Annotated in this window: 13 protein-coding genes; 1 reads left to right on the top strand and 12 read right to left on the bottom strand. The window is 59.1% G+C overall.

Annotated features, from left to right (window positions below; genetic code table 11):
- Positions 1-3: 3 nt before the first annotated feature.
- From B195_RS11850 to B195_RS11830, 5 genes are all read right to left on the bottom strand, one after another.
- Entirely contained in the window at positions 4-2,538 is a 2,535-nt protein-coding gene (locus B195_RS11850; RefSeq protein ID WP_003445563.1) for an RND family transporter, read from the bottom strand.
- Between the two features lie 31 nt (positions 2,539-2,569).
- The gene (locus tag B195_RS11845; protein ID WP_003445562.1) at positions 2,570-3,643 is read right to left on the bottom strand and encodes a YCF48-related protein; all 1,074 of its coding nucleotides are present in this window, start codon (positions 3,641-3,643) and stop codon (positions 2,570-2,572) included.
- Between the two features lie 141 nt (positions 3,644-3,784).
- A complete protein-coding gene (locus tag B195_RS11840; protein ID WP_003445560.1) occupies positions 3,785-5,143 on the bottom strand; it encodes a DUF1329 domain-containing protein in 1,359 nt (452 codons plus the stop codon).
- A 39-nt stretch (positions 5,144-5,182) separates the two neighbouring features.
- Entirely contained in the window at positions 5,183-7,060 is a 1,878-nt protein-coding gene (locus tag B195_RS11835) for a DUF1302 domain-containing protein (RefSeq protein WP_003445558.1), read from the bottom strand.
- Between the two features lie 108 nt (positions 7,061-7,168).
- Positions 7,169-7,723 carry an alpha/beta hydrolase gene (locus B195_RS11830; protein WP_003445556.1) on the bottom strand — a complete coding sequence of 185 codons (555 nt, stop codon included), beginning with the start codon at positions 7,721-7,723 and terminating at the stop codon, positions 7,169-7,171.
- A 254-nt stretch (positions 7,724-7,977) separates the two neighbouring features.
- Between B195_RS11830 and B195_RS11825 the strand changes: the two genes are divergently transcribed.
- Entirely contained in the window at positions 7,978-8,997 is a 1,020-nt protein-coding gene (locus tag B195_RS11825) for an AraC family transcriptional regulator (RefSeq protein WP_003445555.1), read from the top strand.
- A 100-nt stretch (positions 8,998-9,097) separates the two neighbouring features.
- Here the strand turns inward: B195_RS11825 and B195_RS11820 are convergent, their stop codons facing one another.
- The 7 genes from B195_RS11820 to B195_RS11790 form a co-directional block, all read right to left on the bottom strand.
- Positions 9,098-10,108: a YeiH family protein gene (locus B195_RS11820; protein WP_003445553.1), complete on the bottom strand. Its 1,011-nt coding sequence runs from the start codon at positions 10,106-10,108 to the stop codon at positions 9,098-9,100.
- Positions 10,105-10,428, bottom strand: a complete 324-nt coding sequence (locus B195_RS11815; RefSeq protein WP_003445551.1) for a Rieske 2Fe-2S domain-containing protein — start codon at positions 10,426-10,428, stop codon at positions 10,105-10,107. Before B195_RS11815 ends, B195_RS11820 begins: the two co-directional genes overlap by 4 nt.
- Entirely contained in the window at positions 10,425-11,087 is a 663-nt protein-coding gene (locus tag B195_RS11810) for a DsbA family protein (RefSeq protein WP_003445550.1), read from the bottom strand. Before B195_RS11810 ends, B195_RS11815 begins: the two co-directional genes overlap by 4 nt.
- Positions 11,084-12,415, bottom strand: a complete 1,332-nt coding sequence (locus B195_RS11805; RefSeq protein ID WP_003445548.1) for an MFS transporter — start codon at positions 12,413-12,415, stop codon at positions 11,084-11,086. Before B195_RS11805 ends, B195_RS11810 begins: the two co-directional genes overlap by 4 nt.
- Positions 12,416-12,529: 114 nt before the next feature.
- Complete coding sequence (locus B195_RS11800; RefSeq protein WP_003445546.1) at positions 12,530-13,582, bottom strand: 3-keto-5-aminohexanoate cleavage protein; 1,053 nt, start codon at positions 13,580-13,582, stop codon at positions 12,530-12,532.
- 77 nt (positions 13,583-13,659) lie between these two features.
- Positions 13,660-14,508: a TauD/TfdA family dioxygenase gene (locus B195_RS11795; RefSeq protein ID WP_003445545.1), complete on the bottom strand. Its 849-nt coding sequence runs from the start codon at positions 14,506-14,508 to the stop codon at positions 13,660-13,662.
- 14 nt (positions 14,509-14,522) lie between these two features.
- A complete protein-coding gene (locus B195_RS11790) occupies positions 14,523-15,503 on the bottom strand; it encodes a quinone oxidoreductase (protein WP_003445544.1) in 981 nt (326 codons plus the stop codon).
- Positions 15,504-15,545 lie beyond the last annotated feature (42 nt).

Below are 15,545 nucleotides of genomic sequence, written 5' to 3'. Positions count from 1 at the left end.
GGCTTACTCAGTCAGTGACAGGGCACGACGCATGCCCTGTTTTTTGGGGTTGTCGGTCTCGCTGAGGTGTACCGCCGGCTCGTCGGGGGCAGTGCGACGACTCAGCGCAGGACCGCGCAACAGGAAGTACGACAGGGCAGGAATGAGAATCAGCGCGCCAAGCATGTTCCACAGGAACATGAAGGTCAGCAGGATGCCCATGTCTGCCTGGAATTTGATCGGTGACCAGACCCAGCTCACCACACCTGCCGCCAGGGTGATGCCCACCAGCCCCACGACCCGGCCGGTGAATGACACCGCTTTACGGTAGGCATCGGACAGTGACAGGCCCTGACGCTGGTGATGCAGCTGCACGCTGAGCAAGTACAGCGCGTAATCCACGCCGATCCCCACACCCAGGGCAATCACCGGCAAGGTGGCAACCTTCACCCCGATGCCCATGACCACCATCAACGCTTCGCAGAGGATTGAGGTCAGCACCAGCGGCAGCAAGGCCACCAGCGTGGCCCGCCAACTGCGGAAGGTGATCAGGCAGAACAGGGTCACCGCGGCGTAGACATAAAGCAGCATGGTGCGGTTGGCTTCGCGCACCACGATATTGGTCGCCGCTTCTATGCCGGCAGTACCGGCTGCCAGCAGGAACTGACGCTGCGGGGTGCTGTTTTCCCTGGCGAATTTGTCGGCAATGGCCACGACGGCGTCCAGGGTCTCGGCCTTGTGGTCTTTGAGAAAAGCGATCACGGGCATCAGCGAACAATCGGTGTTGAACAACTCCGGGGAATTCACCGAAGCCTGCTGGGCGGCATAGTTGAGCACGTCCTGGTTGCGCTGGATGCTGTTGAGCTTGGGATTGCCTTCATAGGAACCGGCAGTGATCTGGCGTACCGCGTTTACCAGCGAAGAGGTGGCCTGTACCCCTGGGGACTGCTGCAGCTCCCATGCCAGACGATCGGCAAGAATCAGTGTCTGGTAGTTCAGGCAACCTTCCGGGGCGGTTTTTATCATGACCGCAAACAGATCGCTGGACAGCGCGTAATGGCGGGTGATGTAGGCGTTGTCGAGGTTGTAGCGCGAGTCTGCGCGCAGCTCCGGGGCACCGCTGTCGAGGTCACCTATTTTCAGTTGCAGGCTGACCACAAAGCCAATGCCACCCATAAGCAGCGCCACCAGCACCGCACCGGTTGCCCACTTGCCAGTGGTGAAGCGGTCCAGCAGGTCCCACATTTTGCCGAAGCCTTTATGGCCGGTGGCCCGGGTTTCGATTTCAAGGGCCCGCTCGGCGGCTTTACGGCCCACACCGATATAAGACAGCGCGACGGGCATTAACAGCAAAGAAGTAAATATCAGGACTGCGACCCCGATGCTGGCAGTGATTGCCAGGTCTTGTATCACCGGAATATCGATCAGCATCAGCACGGCGAAGCCCACTGCATCGGCCAGCAGGGCTGTAACACCGGCAATGAACAGACGGCGAAAGGTATAGCGGGCGGCAATCAATTTGTGTGTGCCGCGGGCGATGTCCTGCATGATGCCGTTCATTTTCTGTGCCGCATGGGACACGCCGATGGCGAAGATCAGGAAAGGCACCAGCACCGAGTAGGGATCAATGGCATAGCCCAGCCAGGCAATAATGCCCAGCTGCCAGACCACTGCAATCAACGAGCAGCCCACCACCAGCAAGGTGCTGCGAACACAGCGGGTGTAGAGGTAGATGATGATCAGGGAAGTGACCACCGCCAGCCCGAAAAACATCATGACCTGAATCAAGCCGTCGATCAGATCGCCCATCAGCTTGGCGAACCCTATGACCCGCACCTTGTACTGGCCTTTGCCCTCCTCCCCGGCCTTGCGTGCAGCGCTGTCACCGGCGAATTCGATCTTGTCCCGCAGTTGTTCTTCAAGCAAACGCGAGAATTGCTGATAGTTGACGCCCTTGCCCGTGGCGGAGGTCTTGTCCAGCAGCGGTACGATCAACATGCTGGATTTGTAGTCACTGGCCACCAGACTGCCGACGATCCCGGCCCGGCTGATATTCTGGCGCAGTTGTGCGATGTCTGCGGGCGAGCCTTGATAAGTGTCGGGCATCACCGGGCCGCCCTGAAAGCCTTCCTCGGTGACTTCGGTCCAGCGTACACCGGGGCTCCATAACGACTTCATCCAGGCCCGGTCAACCCCTTCAGTGATGAACAGCTGGTCGTTGACCTGTTTGAGGACTTCAAGGTAACCGGGATCGAAAATGTCGCCCCGGGTGTTCTCCACCACCACCCGTACCGAGTTCCCCAGCCCGCGTAACGACTGGCGGTTTGCCAGGTAGTTCTGGATGTACGGCTGGCTCTGAGGAATCATTTTTTCGAAACTGGGTCGCAGTTCCAGGCGCGTCAACGCCATATAACCCAGGAGCACGGTGACCAGTGCCATCAGTAGCATGAACAGTGGGCGGTAGTTGAACACCAGCCGCTCCAACAGGTTGCCGGAGTGGCGGTCGAAGTCCCGCAGATCGCGGATCACCGGCATGGTGTCTTGCTTGATATTGCCCATGTCTGGGTACTCGCTCTAATTGTTCTATGGCTTATTCGCCGGCCAGTGCCTGTGCACCACGGCTACCCACTACCACCAGCGAGCCATTGGCAGCCAGGGTGGCTCCGGCCACGGGGGCTATATCCTGCTGCGCCAACAGGCGTAACCGCGGGCTGTCGGCCTGACTGAGCAACGCGTGCCCGGCCTGGGTGAACAGTTCGTACTGCCCCTGGGGATTGACGACGGCGGCTGTAATGCTGACTTGCAGGCCACTGCTGAGCGGACTCCAGTGCGCGCCGCCATCGCTGCTGCGCAACACATTGCCTCGCAGGCCGTAGACGATGACCTCGCCGGGTTTGCCGATAACCCCGAAAAAACTGCCCTGATAGGGTGTGTGGATGGCCGCGAAACGCTGCGCGGTTTCATCCCATTTCAGCACCAGCCCCTGCTCACCGGCGATGTACAGCGCGTCGCCGGTGGACGCTATGGCGTTGAGGTGAAAGCCCTGGGGGTTGTCGGTGCGGTCCTGAAAAGGGGTCCAGCTGCGGCCTCCGTCTTCGGTACGCAGGATCAGGTTGAACACGCCGACCACATAACCCAGCCTGTCGTTGGCGAACCACACATCGAGCAGCGGTTTGTCGGCGCCTTCTGCCGCCAGACGCTGACCTTCTGCAACCAGTAATGGCCATTGCTCATTGCCGGGCTCGGCTATGGCCAGAGCGGTGTAATGCTTGATCAGCAAGTCACCGATCTGGCGCCCGTCCAATTGCTTGCGCCAGGTGACCCCAGCGTCACTGCTGTGCAGCACGACACCATCGTTACCCACCGCCCAGCCCTGTGTCGCAGATGGAAAATACACCGCACTCAGATCACTGCTCAGGGGTACGCTGGCCTGGGCCCATTGCTTGCCAGCATCATCGGAATAAAGAATATGGCCACGCTGTCCCACGCTCACCAGACGCTCACCTGCACGGGTGATACCCACCAGCGGGCTGCGTACGGATAACGCGCTGGGTGCCGATGGCAGGTCCAGAACATCCACATAACTGGCGGCATGCGCGCCACCGGGCACCAGCGCCAGCAGTGGCAACAGCAGCGCCAGTTCGAACTTTTTAAGCAAACCCATACCGCACCTTCCATGAAAACAACAGCGCGAGCACCTGGGTGCCTGCGCTGTCGGAGCCGGAAACTCAAGATACACAGCGTTCTTGAAGTCACTCTGGCGGGGCACTACAGCCTTGGGCCCCGGATTTCTTTGAGCGGCTGCCTAGCGAATCCCGGCCCCGGCCAGGGCGTCCGGCGCCCACTGCACTTTCGAGAGCGGGTTGGTGTACTTGATACCGCCGTACGGGCCGACGATACCGTTGATGTTGTAGTTGCCCCCGACCAGGTCATAAATCATGAAAGGCGAGGTATCCGGGGTCTGTTTGTCGTAGCTCTGGCTGAGGAAGGTGAAGGCACCCCGGTAGAGCTTGCCGCTGGAGTCATATTGGTCGGAGGCCAAAGCGATCCAGCTGTCTTCATCCAGGTAAAAGCGGCGTTTGTGATAGATGTGGCGGGCGCCGGGCTTGAGCGTGGCTTCCACCACCCAGACCCGGTGTTTCTCCCAGCGCACATAGTCCGGGGCAATGTGGTTGGCGGTCGTGAGCGGCCCGGCTTCCTTGGCATAGGTCAGCTTGTAGGTGTTATAGGGCACGATCAGTTCCTGCTTGCCCACCAGCTTCCAGTCGTAACGGTCCAGGGCGCCCATAAAGACGAAGGTATCGTCGTAGGTGTTGGCGCCGGCGGTGCCGGGGTTCGGCGTGTCATAGGCAAGGTCAGGGGCCAGCTTTACCCGCCGCTGACCCGGCAGGTACTGCCAGGCCTTGCGTGGCTGGGTCAACGGGTCGGCAGAATCCCTGAGCATGATGGCTTCACCCGCACGACGCGCAGGGCCGGTGTAATACAGCTTCATCTGGTAAAAAATGTCGGTACTGGCAACCGGCTTTGACATGTTTTCGTAGATCGGATAGTTCATGAATGCCAGCGCCGTGGTGGACAGTGTCGGCACCCCCGCAGCGTCAACGTTCCAGGAGTCATACTTGGTGTTCAGATTGGTACCCAGGTAGCGCAACAGGTGGTTCCACATGGCCTCGCTGCCCGAATGCGGAATCGGGAACGGTACCCCGGGCAGCACGTTATCAATGGCCAGGCCGTCGTTGAGGCTCTTGGCATCGGTGGCGTTTTTCAGGGTATTGGCCAGCACCGGCGCAGGCAGCGATACGGTACGGTGGGTCGGATACACATCGATCCGGTAAGTCGGGTAGCGCCTGGCCAGCTCCACAGTGGTAGCGGTCAGCATTCCCTTGTACTGATCCACGTTTTTGCCATCGATGACCAGCAGCGGTTTCTCATCGGCAAAGGGGTCCGGGCGCATGCTGTCACCGGCTTTGAAACTGGCAGGGGGGACGGTCAGACCGCCCTTGTAGGCCGGGATCGAACCATCGGCATTACCTGCCATTTCGCCGCCCACTCCCGTCAGGCTGGTGCCCAGTTTTGCGGCCTCTTGCGCCGATACGCCGGCTTGAGCCTGGCCGGCAATGATGGCGGCCAGAGAAGCTGCGAGCACAGTACTTAGAAATTTCATCTGAATTCTCTCCACTTGTTTTTATAATTCGAGCGTCAGTCAGAATGTGGCTTTGAACGAGGCAGTGACCATCCCGCGATCCTTGAGCAAAGGCGACAGGCCAGCTTGAGAGGTGATCTGTCCGGGGATGCACTGGTACAGACCGTTGGCCCCCGGGGTGTTGTTATCAAACCCGCTTTCGCAGGTATCGAAAGGGCCAAAGGAGTCGACGTATTTCAGGTCGAGTTTGTACTTCTGGTAGATGTCTGCCGCGACGCCGATCGAGTAGCTGCCGGCATCTTCGTTGCCACCCAACTGCACCGCAGAGTTGCCTTTGAGGCCCACGTTGTAGGAAACCGGCATGGACATATCGACACCCGGGAAGACCTGGAACCAGGTCGGCGCGAAGTTGGCCGCAATGGTGTAAGCGTTGGTATCAACCTTGTCGACGCCCCTGTAGCTGGAGTCGCCCTTGAATGTCTGCTTGCCTTTGTCGACGCTGACCAGGTGGGTCAAGGAACCTTCAACTGCCAGTGAGGAGGCATCCCAGAGCGCTGTCTTGCCAAAAGTCACCAGGCCATTGAGTACCACGTGGAAGGTCTTGCCTCGGGCCAGCCCGGTTTCGCCATTGCCCGGCATGGCGCCGATAATGTTGGCGCCGTTGATCAGGCCCTCACCTGCCTGGGTATCCAGGGTTGAGTTGACCGTGCTGAAGTTACTCACCAGGGGCATGTTTTCGCGGTAGTTCAAGTCAAGGCCGACGCTGACCGGCCCTACACTTTTCGACAGACTGATGCCGTAGATATCAATGTCATCGGCATAGGCTGTCATGTACTCGACGCCTTGCAGGCCCGCCAAACCCGGCTGGTGCAGGTTGGGTGCATTGATCAGCACCGCCGGCATCGGGTCCGAGGTGTTGCGGTAGTAAAAGCCCAGGGTGCCGTCCAGCCATTGCGGGCTCCACTTGGCCATCAGGCCGAAGTCGCCGGAATTTCGCGGTTTTACATCATGCCCGCGTGGCGCCGCGTAATAGGCCCCGGAGCCGTCCAGCAGGGTCGGCAAGGGCAGCCAGAATACGTCCGCGCCCTCCCCCAGCATGTCGTAGCCGCCCATGTAGGTGCCGCCTTCGGGCAGGCGGGAGTTCTGGAATTCGAGGAAGTATTGGGCGCCCAGGGTCAGCTCCGGGTTGACCGTAAACGACACTGACAACTGGTTGCGCGGCAGGAACAATTCTTTGGTTTCAGTGCCCGGCACGTTATACAGCTTGGCGATGTCCAGTGCCGACTGGCCGTAGTTGATGCCGTTGGCCGCGTTGAACAGGGTCTCGCCCCAGTACACGTTGTGTTTGCCAAGCTTGGCGCTGAGCATCGATTCGTCGCCGATTTCAGTGCTGTAGAACACAAAGGCATCGAGGATTTCCCCCGAGGGGCCGTTGTAATAACGATCGGTATAGTTGCTCAGCCCGTGTCTGCTGGCCGAATGTCCATTGAGCGAGTCACCCGGCTGAATCAGGCCACCGTTTGCAGCGCGGGCCGCTACCAGATTGCCTGCGTTACCCGCTTGTCCCGGGAAAGGGTTGGAGTTTGAACCGACATGGTCGTAAGCATGGTCATACCAGCTTGCGGCGCTGACCCTAAAGCCCATTTTTCCCTGGTAGACCACATCCAGTTCACTTAGCAGATCGACTCGCTGACTCACCGCACTGCCGACGCCAAAGTTCTTGTCGCCGTCGTTGAGGTTGGAGGTGCCGGCAATCTTCGAGTTCTGACCTTCGACGCGCTGGCCATAGCTGGCTTTCAGGGTGTTGTCGAAGCGCACGGCCCAGTCTTCGCTACCATCGGTGAGTTCGAAAGCATAGGCACAAGGCATTGAGGCAAGCAGGATGGCAGTGGTCAGTACGCTGCGACTCGGGCGGCTTTGACCTGTGGTGTTGTGCATTACGTTGTCTCCGTTTTTTTTTGTTTTTGTTTTTGGTTTTAACAACGGCTCACACCCCGGTCCTGGCGGTGATGGGAGCAGACTTCAGGCGGTTTTGCGGTAACTCGATCAGCGGTCCAGCGTGCGGATAAACTCTTCGGCCTGTGGCCACGGGCCGTAACCGGAAGCTGGATTGAGATGGCCGACAGCCCCGAGATTGACCAGCTCGCTGCCCCACTGTCGGGCCATGCGGGTCACGGCCGGCAGACTTGCAAGGTGATCATTGGTGCTGCCAACAACAATCGAGGGGAACCCCAACCGGCCTTTTGGCAGAGGGTCCCAGCCATTGGCCCGCAGGCTTTGCGAGGTTGGATAGCCCAGTGGCCAGACGGCCTCAAGGTCTGGCGGTGCGGCCAGCAATGCGCCCTTGATCGGGCGCTTACTGAGGGCCGCCCAATGCGCGACCATCAGTACACCGGCGCTGTGGGCGACCAGGATCACCGGGCCGCTGATCACCTCAAGCTCACGCTCAATCGCATCTACACGAGCCGCCAGACTGAGCTTGTTGTCTTCCAGAGGCGGTACTGAACGGACCTTGTCCAGTCGCGCAGCCAGTAACGTCTGCCAGTGCTGGGGCACGTGATCACGCAAGCCCGGAACAATCAGAATCGTGGTTTCACTCATGGTTCTTTTCACCCTTGAACAAGCCATCGGACAGTTCGCCAACGCGTCGAACTCTTGCCAGAAGCACAGTAAATTTCGCCTTCTGCCAACGCTTCACATTTGGCGTCAGTCACTTCTCTTTTGATGACAGGGCCCGGAATCAAACCCGGAGTTTTACCCGCAGGCGCTTTTCATTCCACGACCAAACCTCTATAAATGGCAGCCAGTCGTTGTAGCGAGACCTCATTTGTCAGCAAATGGAAGCCAGACACCCCATGACCGTTCTAGCCCGATCCGCAGCACTGACCAACTATCTGGAAGTGACCCGTCATCTGCGCTTGAACGTCAATGCGCTGCTGGCCCAAGCCGGATTGAGCCCTTCGATTCTCAACGATCCCAAGCAACGCATCCCGGCAAGTTCGGTGGTCAGTCTGCTGGAGCACTCAGCGCAAATGAGTGGTTGCCAAACCCTTGGCCTGCGCATGGCCGAGTTACGGCAGCTGTCGGATTTTGGTGAAGTGAGCCTGCTGCTCAATCTTCAGAACAGTCTGCGCGACGCCTTGAAAGTGATTGTGCAGTACCGGCACCTGCTCAATGACTCACTGGCAATTTTCATTGAGGAAAGCGGCAAGACGGTGATCATTCGCGAGGAACTGATCACCGAGGTGGCTGCCGGTAACCGTCAGTCCATCGAACTGGCCATCGCTGTGATGTATCGTTTTTGCGCGGCCCTACTTGGCGCGCACTGGCACCCGATAAATGTCTGCTTCACCCATGAAGCCCCCGAAGATCTGACCGTGCACCGGCGTATCTTCGGCTGCAAAGTGGAGTTCGGTTGTGAGTTCAACGGCATCATTTGCCCCGCCACCGACCTTGACACTGCCAACCCTCTGGCCAATGAGGCCATGGCTCGCCACGCGCAGCGCTACCTGGACTCGCTACAGGGCAAAAGCAATCACTCGCTGGCATTTGACGTCCGCAAATCCATCTACCTGCTGCTGCCCATGGGCCGCGCCACCATTGAGCAAATTGCTCAAAGCCAGGGTATGAACGTACGCACCCTGCAACGCCGCCTGGAAGAAGACGGCGCCAGTTTCAGCGAGCTGATCAATATCGTGCGTCGCGACCTGGTGATTCGCTACCTGGAGAACCCCGGCTATTCCCTGGGACGCATTACCGACATGCTCGGTTACTCCATGCCCAGTTCTTTCACCCGCTGGTTCATTTCGCAGTTCGGCCAGCCGCCGGCCGTCTGGCGCAGTGAACGCATGATTGCGCCGCGTAAAGATCACTGAGGGCCCGCCAGCGACGGGTTTGCTGCCAACACCGCCATGCAATAAAAAAACGGCCGCCGGTAATTAGCCGCGACCGTAAAAGGAGCAATTGCGTAACGGTTTACATGCCCCAGTGCATCAGTACCAGCACCAGGATGACGAGGAATATGGTTTCCCCCAGCATCAGTAAAATGGGTTTGATCCCCACTGCGGCCAGTTCCTTGAGCTGAGTTTTCATACCCAGGGCACTGATGGCCACCACCAGACTCCAACGGGACAATTCGTTGGTGAAGTTCTGCACTGCGGGAACCACCCAGCCGGTACTGTTGATACAGGCCAGTATCAGGAAGCCCACGGCAAACCAGGGCAACAGTGGCGGCCGTTTGCCGGTGGGATCGGCTCCCTGCATGCGGGTAATCATGGCTGCGCACACAATCACCGGCAGCAGCATGGCTACGCGCATCAGCTTGACCACGGTGGCGGTATCGCCGGTCTCGGTCGACATGCTGTAGCCGGCACCCACCACTTGAGCCACATCGTGAATGGTGGCGCCAAGGAAAACACCGGCCATCTGGGGCGACAGCTCAAGCCAGTTGGCAATCATCGGATAGACGATCATGGCCATGGTCGACAGGGCTGACACACCAATTACAGTGAACAGCGTTGCCCGCTCCTTCTGCGGATGGTTAGGCAAAGCCGCGGCCAGCGCCAGTGCTGCCGAAGCCCCGCAAATCGCAGTGGCCCCGCCGGTGAGCATGCCGAACAAGCGTTGAAAGCCCATGGCTTTGGCGGCGACTACCGACACCAGGATGGTCACCACCACCAGGGTCACCACCAGCGCCACCGGTTTCCAGCCCATGGCGACGATCTGCTCCAGCGTAATGCGCATCCCTAACAGCGCTACGCCTATGCGCAACACCGTCCGCGCGGTGAACTCGATACCAGGCTTGCAGATGCTGTCCGCCGCTAGAAAATTCAACGCCATACCCAGCAACAGTGCGAACAGCATCACCGGGGCACCGTAGTGTTCGGAGAGAAAACTTGCTGCTGCAGCCACAATCAGGCTGACGATAAAACCGGGGGCCAGTTCACGCACGCGGCTGTGCGCCGCAGTGAGGGCAACCACACTCATGCTGCGCCCTCCCCGGCCACCAACACATATACCTGGCCGTTAACCACTTCCACCGGGTAGTTGGGGACTTTCAGGCCGGTGGTATTGAGCAGGTAGCCGCTGCTCAGATCAAAGCGCAGGCCATGGGCACAACACTGAATGACTCGGCCCTCCAGGCGGCCGGCACACAGAGATGCCCCCTGGTGCGGACAACTGTCGTCTATGGCATAGAGCTGGCCCGCGACATTGAACAACGCCAGGCTGTTGCCTTCGGCCTCGAACAGCGCCCGCTTATCAAGTGCCGGGACCTTTTGCGCAGGTACCGCTATGCGCCGGCTCATAGGCTTGGGCTCCTGTTTGTGTCCTGCTCTAGGGCTTGCTCCATGGCCTGCAACAATAGCTGCGGCGGCTGCGCACCACTGACCTCGATGCGCCGGTTGAAGATGAAGTACGGCACACCTCTGGCAGGCATGCCGTTATCGTCCAGGGGGGTCGCATCAGCGCTCAGGCAGTCGGCCAAAGCGTCTTGCGGATAGCCACACTCCTGCGCCATGGCCAGCAGGACGGCCGGATCTGCGAGGTTTTTGCCGTCATGGAAATAGGCATCGAAGAGTTTTTCCAGCAAGGCATTGCGCCGGGCAGCTCCGCCCAGTGCCGAGGTGTGCTGCAACAGGCGATGGGCAGTGGCTGTATTGGGCATGACGTCGATGCCGCTCAGATCAAGGCTCAGCCCGGCATCGGCCGCAGCCTGTTGTACCTGTGCCTGACGCATGCGTACAGCTTCGGCGCTGCCCAGGCGATGGCGGTAAAACTCGGCAAATGGCACGCCCTGTGGCGGCAGGTGCGGCAATAACTGCACGCCATGCCAGGCAAGCTCCTGCTGCACATCCGGACGCCTGATTCGCAGCAGGTCAAGGGCGCGCTCCAGATGACGCTTGCCAATCAGGCACCAGGGGCAAATAAAGTCGAAGAACACATCGATACGCAAAGTGGCGCTCACGATAAGACCTCACACGGGGATTTGCCGGGCGCTTGAGCGACCTGCTCCTCCTTTGAACGGGCGACATCATTGAGATAGTGATGGCGGGTGTAGAAGAAGACTGCCGCTGCCGCAACACTCATCAGTGGTACCCACTGCAAGGCTGCATGCAGGCCGATAATGTCCGAGACCCGGCCGGTGATCAGTGGCCCCGGGGCCAGGCCCAGCAGGTTGTTGACCAGCGTCAGAGTGGCGAATGCGGTGCCGTGTACCGAGTAATGGGTCAGGTTCGCCACCATGGCTGCGGCTGTACCGTTGGTACCCGCAACCACCAGCATGCCCATACCGATCAACAGTAATTGCACGGGGCCTGGAGGTAGCAACAATGCCACCGAAAGCAACAGGCAACTGCTCAGGCAGTAAACAATGGATATTTCGATTTTGCGCAGCGGTGACTGACGGCACAGGCGATCACTGAGCATCCCGCACATGACGGCTCCGGCTCCGCAACACAGCACCATGATCGCTGCCACACTGCCTGCCCGGGCCTCGCCCATTGCGTAATAACGGTTGAGGTAGCTGGGCATCCACACGATCAGGGTGCCGGAAACAAAAATCTGCAAGCCACTGCCAATGTAAGCGCCAATCACAGAGCGGGTGCTGTACAAGGTGCGTAACGAATTTTTGAGCGCCGTCGGAGTCTTGCTGCGTGTGCGGTTCAGGCGTTGCGGGGAAATCCGCGACTCCTTGACGATGAGCGGATATAGCGCCGCCAGTATCAGGCCAAATAACGCCATGCTGGCGAATGACCAGCGCCAGCCCAGTTTCGCGGCAATCGCCCCGCCCAGGGCAATGCCCAGTACGGATCCAAACAGCCCGCCTGCCATAAAGGCGCTGGCCAGGGTTGCACGCATGGTTTTGGGAAACACCGATACCACCACGGCGATACCGACGCTGCCGTAGGCCGCCTCCCCGACACCCACCATGAAGCGCGCAATCAGCATGTGCTGATAGTTTTCTGCCAGGGCGCAACCCAGGGTGGCGAGGCTCCACAGCAAGGCCATCAGCGCCAGACTTCTAACGCGACCGAAGCGGTCGGCCATCAATGACAGGGGGAACGTCAGCAGACCGACCATCAAGGCGACAATGCCACTGAGCAGACCCAGTTGCCCGTCACTCAGTGCCCACTCCTGTTTCAAGGTCGGGAATACCGCGTTGAGTACCTGGCGTGACATGTAATCGGAAATCAACAAGCCAAACGTCAGAGCAAACACTATCCAGGCGTACCGGCGTGGAATACCGGCGGACGTATCTTCTTCATCGCCCACAGCACTGTGGTGATAGGCCATGCTGCCTCCTCGGTGTCTTGCACCTGTTTTGTTATTATTTTTTGGTATTGCGTAACGCTTGAAACTGAGCGGGGGCAAGACCCAAAGTGGTCCTGCCCCCCCGTTTTCTGACAATTAACCGCGCTGAGGTACACCCTTTTGCCCGGGCTTGCGGTTCGGTGCCATACCGTTGGCCAGCAGGGTCTGTTCAATGCTGTCGTACTGCACACCGATGCGATAAATCTCGCGCGCTTGCTTCCCGGTGGCAATTTCACGCCCCAGCTCGTGGGCGATACGCACTGTTTGCTGGATCTGCTGCACCGAGGTAAAGCGCTTTCCATGCTGGTCAATGATGGTGTCTTCAGTGCCCACACGCGCATGCAAACCCATGGCCAGAGCCATGGTGTTGAGGGGCAGCATATTCTTCATCAGCGACTCGGACGTCAAGGTGCAGCCATCAGGTACGCGATTGATAAAGTTGAACATATTGAACGGGTTGGGACCGTCGAAGCCGCCACCGATACCGATCCACGTCAGGTTCAGCGGGCCTTTATACAGACCTTTGCGCACCATTCGCTCAAGGGTTTCGTAAGAGTGAATACCGGTCAGCTGGAAGTGCGGTTGAATGTTGTTGGCTTGTAGACGCTTGAGGTGCTCGGTCACCCAGGCCGGACCTGCCGGCACGGTCATTTCACTGTAGGCCGCTTCGATGATGGGGTCGGCCAGTGAGGTGCCTTCCCGATATTCGGGGTACAGCAACTCCATGATATTCATCTGAATGGTATTGATCGCCACGGTGACCTGGTCGGGCTTGGGCGACAGCTCCGCGAGCATGTGCCGGGTATCGTCGGACAGCCACAGGGCCGCCTCGCCATCGCTTTCCGGCGCAAAGGAAATCGAGCCCCCTACCTGAATGATCATGTCCGGAACAGCTTCGCGCACCCCGCCAATCAGTTCGTTGAACTTGGACAAGCGCTTGGAACCTTTCCCGTCCAGCTCACGGACATGCAAGTGCAGCACGGTGGCGCCTGCTTCATAGCAGTCCACGGCTATTTGTACCTGCTCATCCATGGTCACCGGGATGTCCTGGGGGAAGTCTTCGGGCATCCATTCCGGGGCATAAGGGGCGACGGTAATGACCACCTTTTCCATGTTTTCCGGATGCAGGGAATCGTCGAAAAATTGCATGTTCGTCTCCTTGTTTTTATTTTTGCCTGCCCAACGGACGGTGCTGGTACGGGCGTTTACCTGATTACAGGGGGGGCTCAGTAGGTCTTTTCGCCGATGATTCCGGCGCGTTCCATTTTTCGATGGCAGGCGGGGTAATCCATCACTGCATAGTGCTGGGTACTGCGGTTATCCCAGATCGCGATGCTGTTGGGCTTCCAGCGCCAGCGCACCTGGTACTCGGGAATACTGGCCTGGCTTATCAGGTAGCGCAGGAGTTCGGGCGCGCCCTGGCTGAAGTCCTGGCCATAACGCACACGCGCAGCGGTGTGATAGTTGCTGAAGTGGGTCGTGAAACCATTGACGAACAACACCTTCTCACCGGTCTCTGGATGTGTACGCACCACTGGATGTTCTGCGTCCGGGTACTGGGCCTTGAGTGCCAGGCGTTTTTCGATAGGCATGGCGGCGCCGAAGGTCGCTTCGATGCTATGCCGTGCACGCAGGCCTTCAAGCTTGGCTTTGACATCGTCCGGCAGGCGCTCGTAAGCCACCACCATGTTGGCCCACATGGTGTCGCCCCCTACTGGAGGACACTCCACACAGCGCAGCACGCAGCCCATCGGCGGCGCCTCGCGCCAGGTGGCATCGGTGTGCCAGGAGTTCTCGTAACGGTCAACCGGGCTGTCGGGGTTTTTGTAGACTTGCACGAGCCCCGGGTGGTCCGGATGACTGCCAATCACGGGGTGGTCTTCCAGCTCGCCGAAGCGTCGGGCAAAGGCCACATGCTCGGCGCGGCTGATGTCCTGGTCCCTCAGGAACAGCACCCGATGCTTGAGCAGCTGGGCACGGATCTCTGCGAACAGACCCGCGTCATGTATGGCCTCGGCCAGGTTTACACCAAAGAGTTCTGCGCCGATATTGCAGCTAAGTTGCTCAACTTGCATGACTGACGCCCCCCTTAGATCACGAAGATTGAAGAGCCCGTGGTCTTGCGCGATTCCAGATCCCGGTGGGCCTGCACCGCGTCCTGCAAACTGTAATGCTGATTGATCTCGATCTTGATTTGACCGCTTCCAACCAGATCAAACAGTTCGCCGGCCAGATCGGCCTTTTCTGCCGGGTCAGCAATGTAATCGGCAAGTGCCGGGCGAGTCAGGTGCAGCGAACCTTTGATTGCCAGCAATACCGGGTCGAAAGGCGGGATCGGGCCGGATGCAGTGCCAACACAGACCATCAAGCCACGGCGCTTGAGGGAGTCCAGCGAGCCCGCGAAGGTGTTTTTGCCGACACTGTCAAACACCACGTTTACGCCAACGCCGCCGGTCAACTCACGTACCCGTTTGGCGACGTCTTCGTGGCTGTAATTGATTACATGGTCGCAACCATGGGCACGGGCTACCTCGCCTTTGGCATCGCTGGACACAGTGCCTATGACTTTGAGTCCCAGCAGTTTTGCCCACTGCGAAACAATCAGGCCGACGCCTCCGGCTGCGGCGTGCAGCAAGATACTGTCGCCAGCCTTGAAGTCATAGATACGGCGCATCAAATAGGCAGAAGTGAGCCCGCGCATGGTCATTGCGGCGGCGGTCTCAAATGAAATGCTTTCGGGCAGTTTGATCAGGGGCGCTGCCGAGATCAGGCGTTCTGTGCTGTAGGCACCCAGGGTGTTGAGAAAGCCGGTGTAGGTGACACGATCGCCTACAGCCACATTGCTCACGCCCTCACCCACTGCCACTACGATGCCGGCGGCTTCCACGCCCATGCCATTGGGCATCGGGATCGGGTAAGTGCCGTTGCGGAAATAGGTATCGGCATAGTTCAGACCGACAGCGACCTGGCGTAGCCGAACTTCACCCGGACCCGGGTCGCCCACTTCGGCCTCTTCAAGGCGAAGAACCTCGGGACCTCCGGTTTCATAAAAACGTACTACTTGGGCCATGCTTATTTTTCTCCAATCAACGTTCTGGATGCGCTACGGCGA

It is taken from the genome of Pseudomonas sp. Lz4W, assembly GCF_000346225.2.
Lineage (GTDB): Bacteria > Pseudomonadota > Gammaproteobacteria > Pseudomonadales > Pseudomonadaceae > Aquipseudomonas > Aquipseudomonas paraversuta.
Note: the sequence above shows the minus strand (reverse complement) of the source record. Positions and strands in the feature narration are given on the sequence as shown.

What these genes read in the sequence shown, in the direction of transcription:
- B195_RS11805 (WP_003445548.1), bottom strand. Translation starts at nt 12,415, where the DNA reads ATGGCCTATCACCACAGTGCTGTGGGCGATGAAGAAGATACGTCCGCC.
- B195_RS11835 (WP_003445558.1), bottom strand. Translation starts at nt 7,060, where the DNA reads ATGCACAACACCACAGGTCAAAGCCGCCCGAGTCGCAGCGTACTGACC.
- B195_RS11840 (WP_003445560.1), bottom strand. Translation starts at nt 5,143, where the DNA reads ATGAAATTTCTAAGTACTGTGCTCGCAGCTTCTCTGGCCGCCATCATT.
- B195_RS11795 (WP_003445545.1), bottom strand. Translation starts at nt 14,508, where the DNA reads ATGCAAGTTGAGCAACTTAGCTGCAATATCGGCGCAGAACTCTTTGGT.
- B195_RS11830 (WP_003445556.1), bottom strand. Translation starts at nt 7,723, where the DNA reads ATGAGTGAAACCACGATTCTGATTGTTCCGGGCTTGCGTGATCACGTG.
- B195_RS11845 (WP_003445562.1), bottom strand. Translation starts at nt 3,643, where the DNA reads ATGGGTTTGCTTAAAAAGTTCGAACTGGCGCTGCTGTTGCCACTGCTG.
- B195_RS11800 (WP_003445546.1), bottom strand. Translation starts at nt 13,582, where the DNA reads ATGCAATTTTTCGACGATTCCCTGCATCCGGAAAACATGGAAAAGGTG.
- B195_RS11820 (WP_003445553.1), bottom strand. Translation starts at nt 10,108, where the DNA reads ATGAGTGTGGTTGCCCTCACTGCGGCGCACAGCCGCGTGCGTGAACTG.
- B195_RS11790 (WP_003445544.1), bottom strand. Translation starts at nt 15,503, where the DNA reads ATGGCCCAAGTAGTACGTTTTTATGAAACCGGAGGTCCCGAGGTTCTT.
- B195_RS11850 (WP_003445563.1), bottom strand. Translation starts at nt 2,538, where the DNA reads ATGGGCAATATCAAGCAAGACACCATGCCGGTGATCCGCGATCTGCGG.
- B195_RS11825 (WP_003445555.1), top strand. Translation starts at nt 7,978, where the DNA reads ATGACCGTTCTAGCCCGATCCGCAGCACTGACCAACTATCTGGAAGTG.
- B195_RS11815 (WP_003445551.1), bottom strand. Translation starts at nt 10,428, where the DNA reads ATGAGCCGGCGCATAGCGGTACCTGCGCAAAAGGTCCCGGCACTTGAT.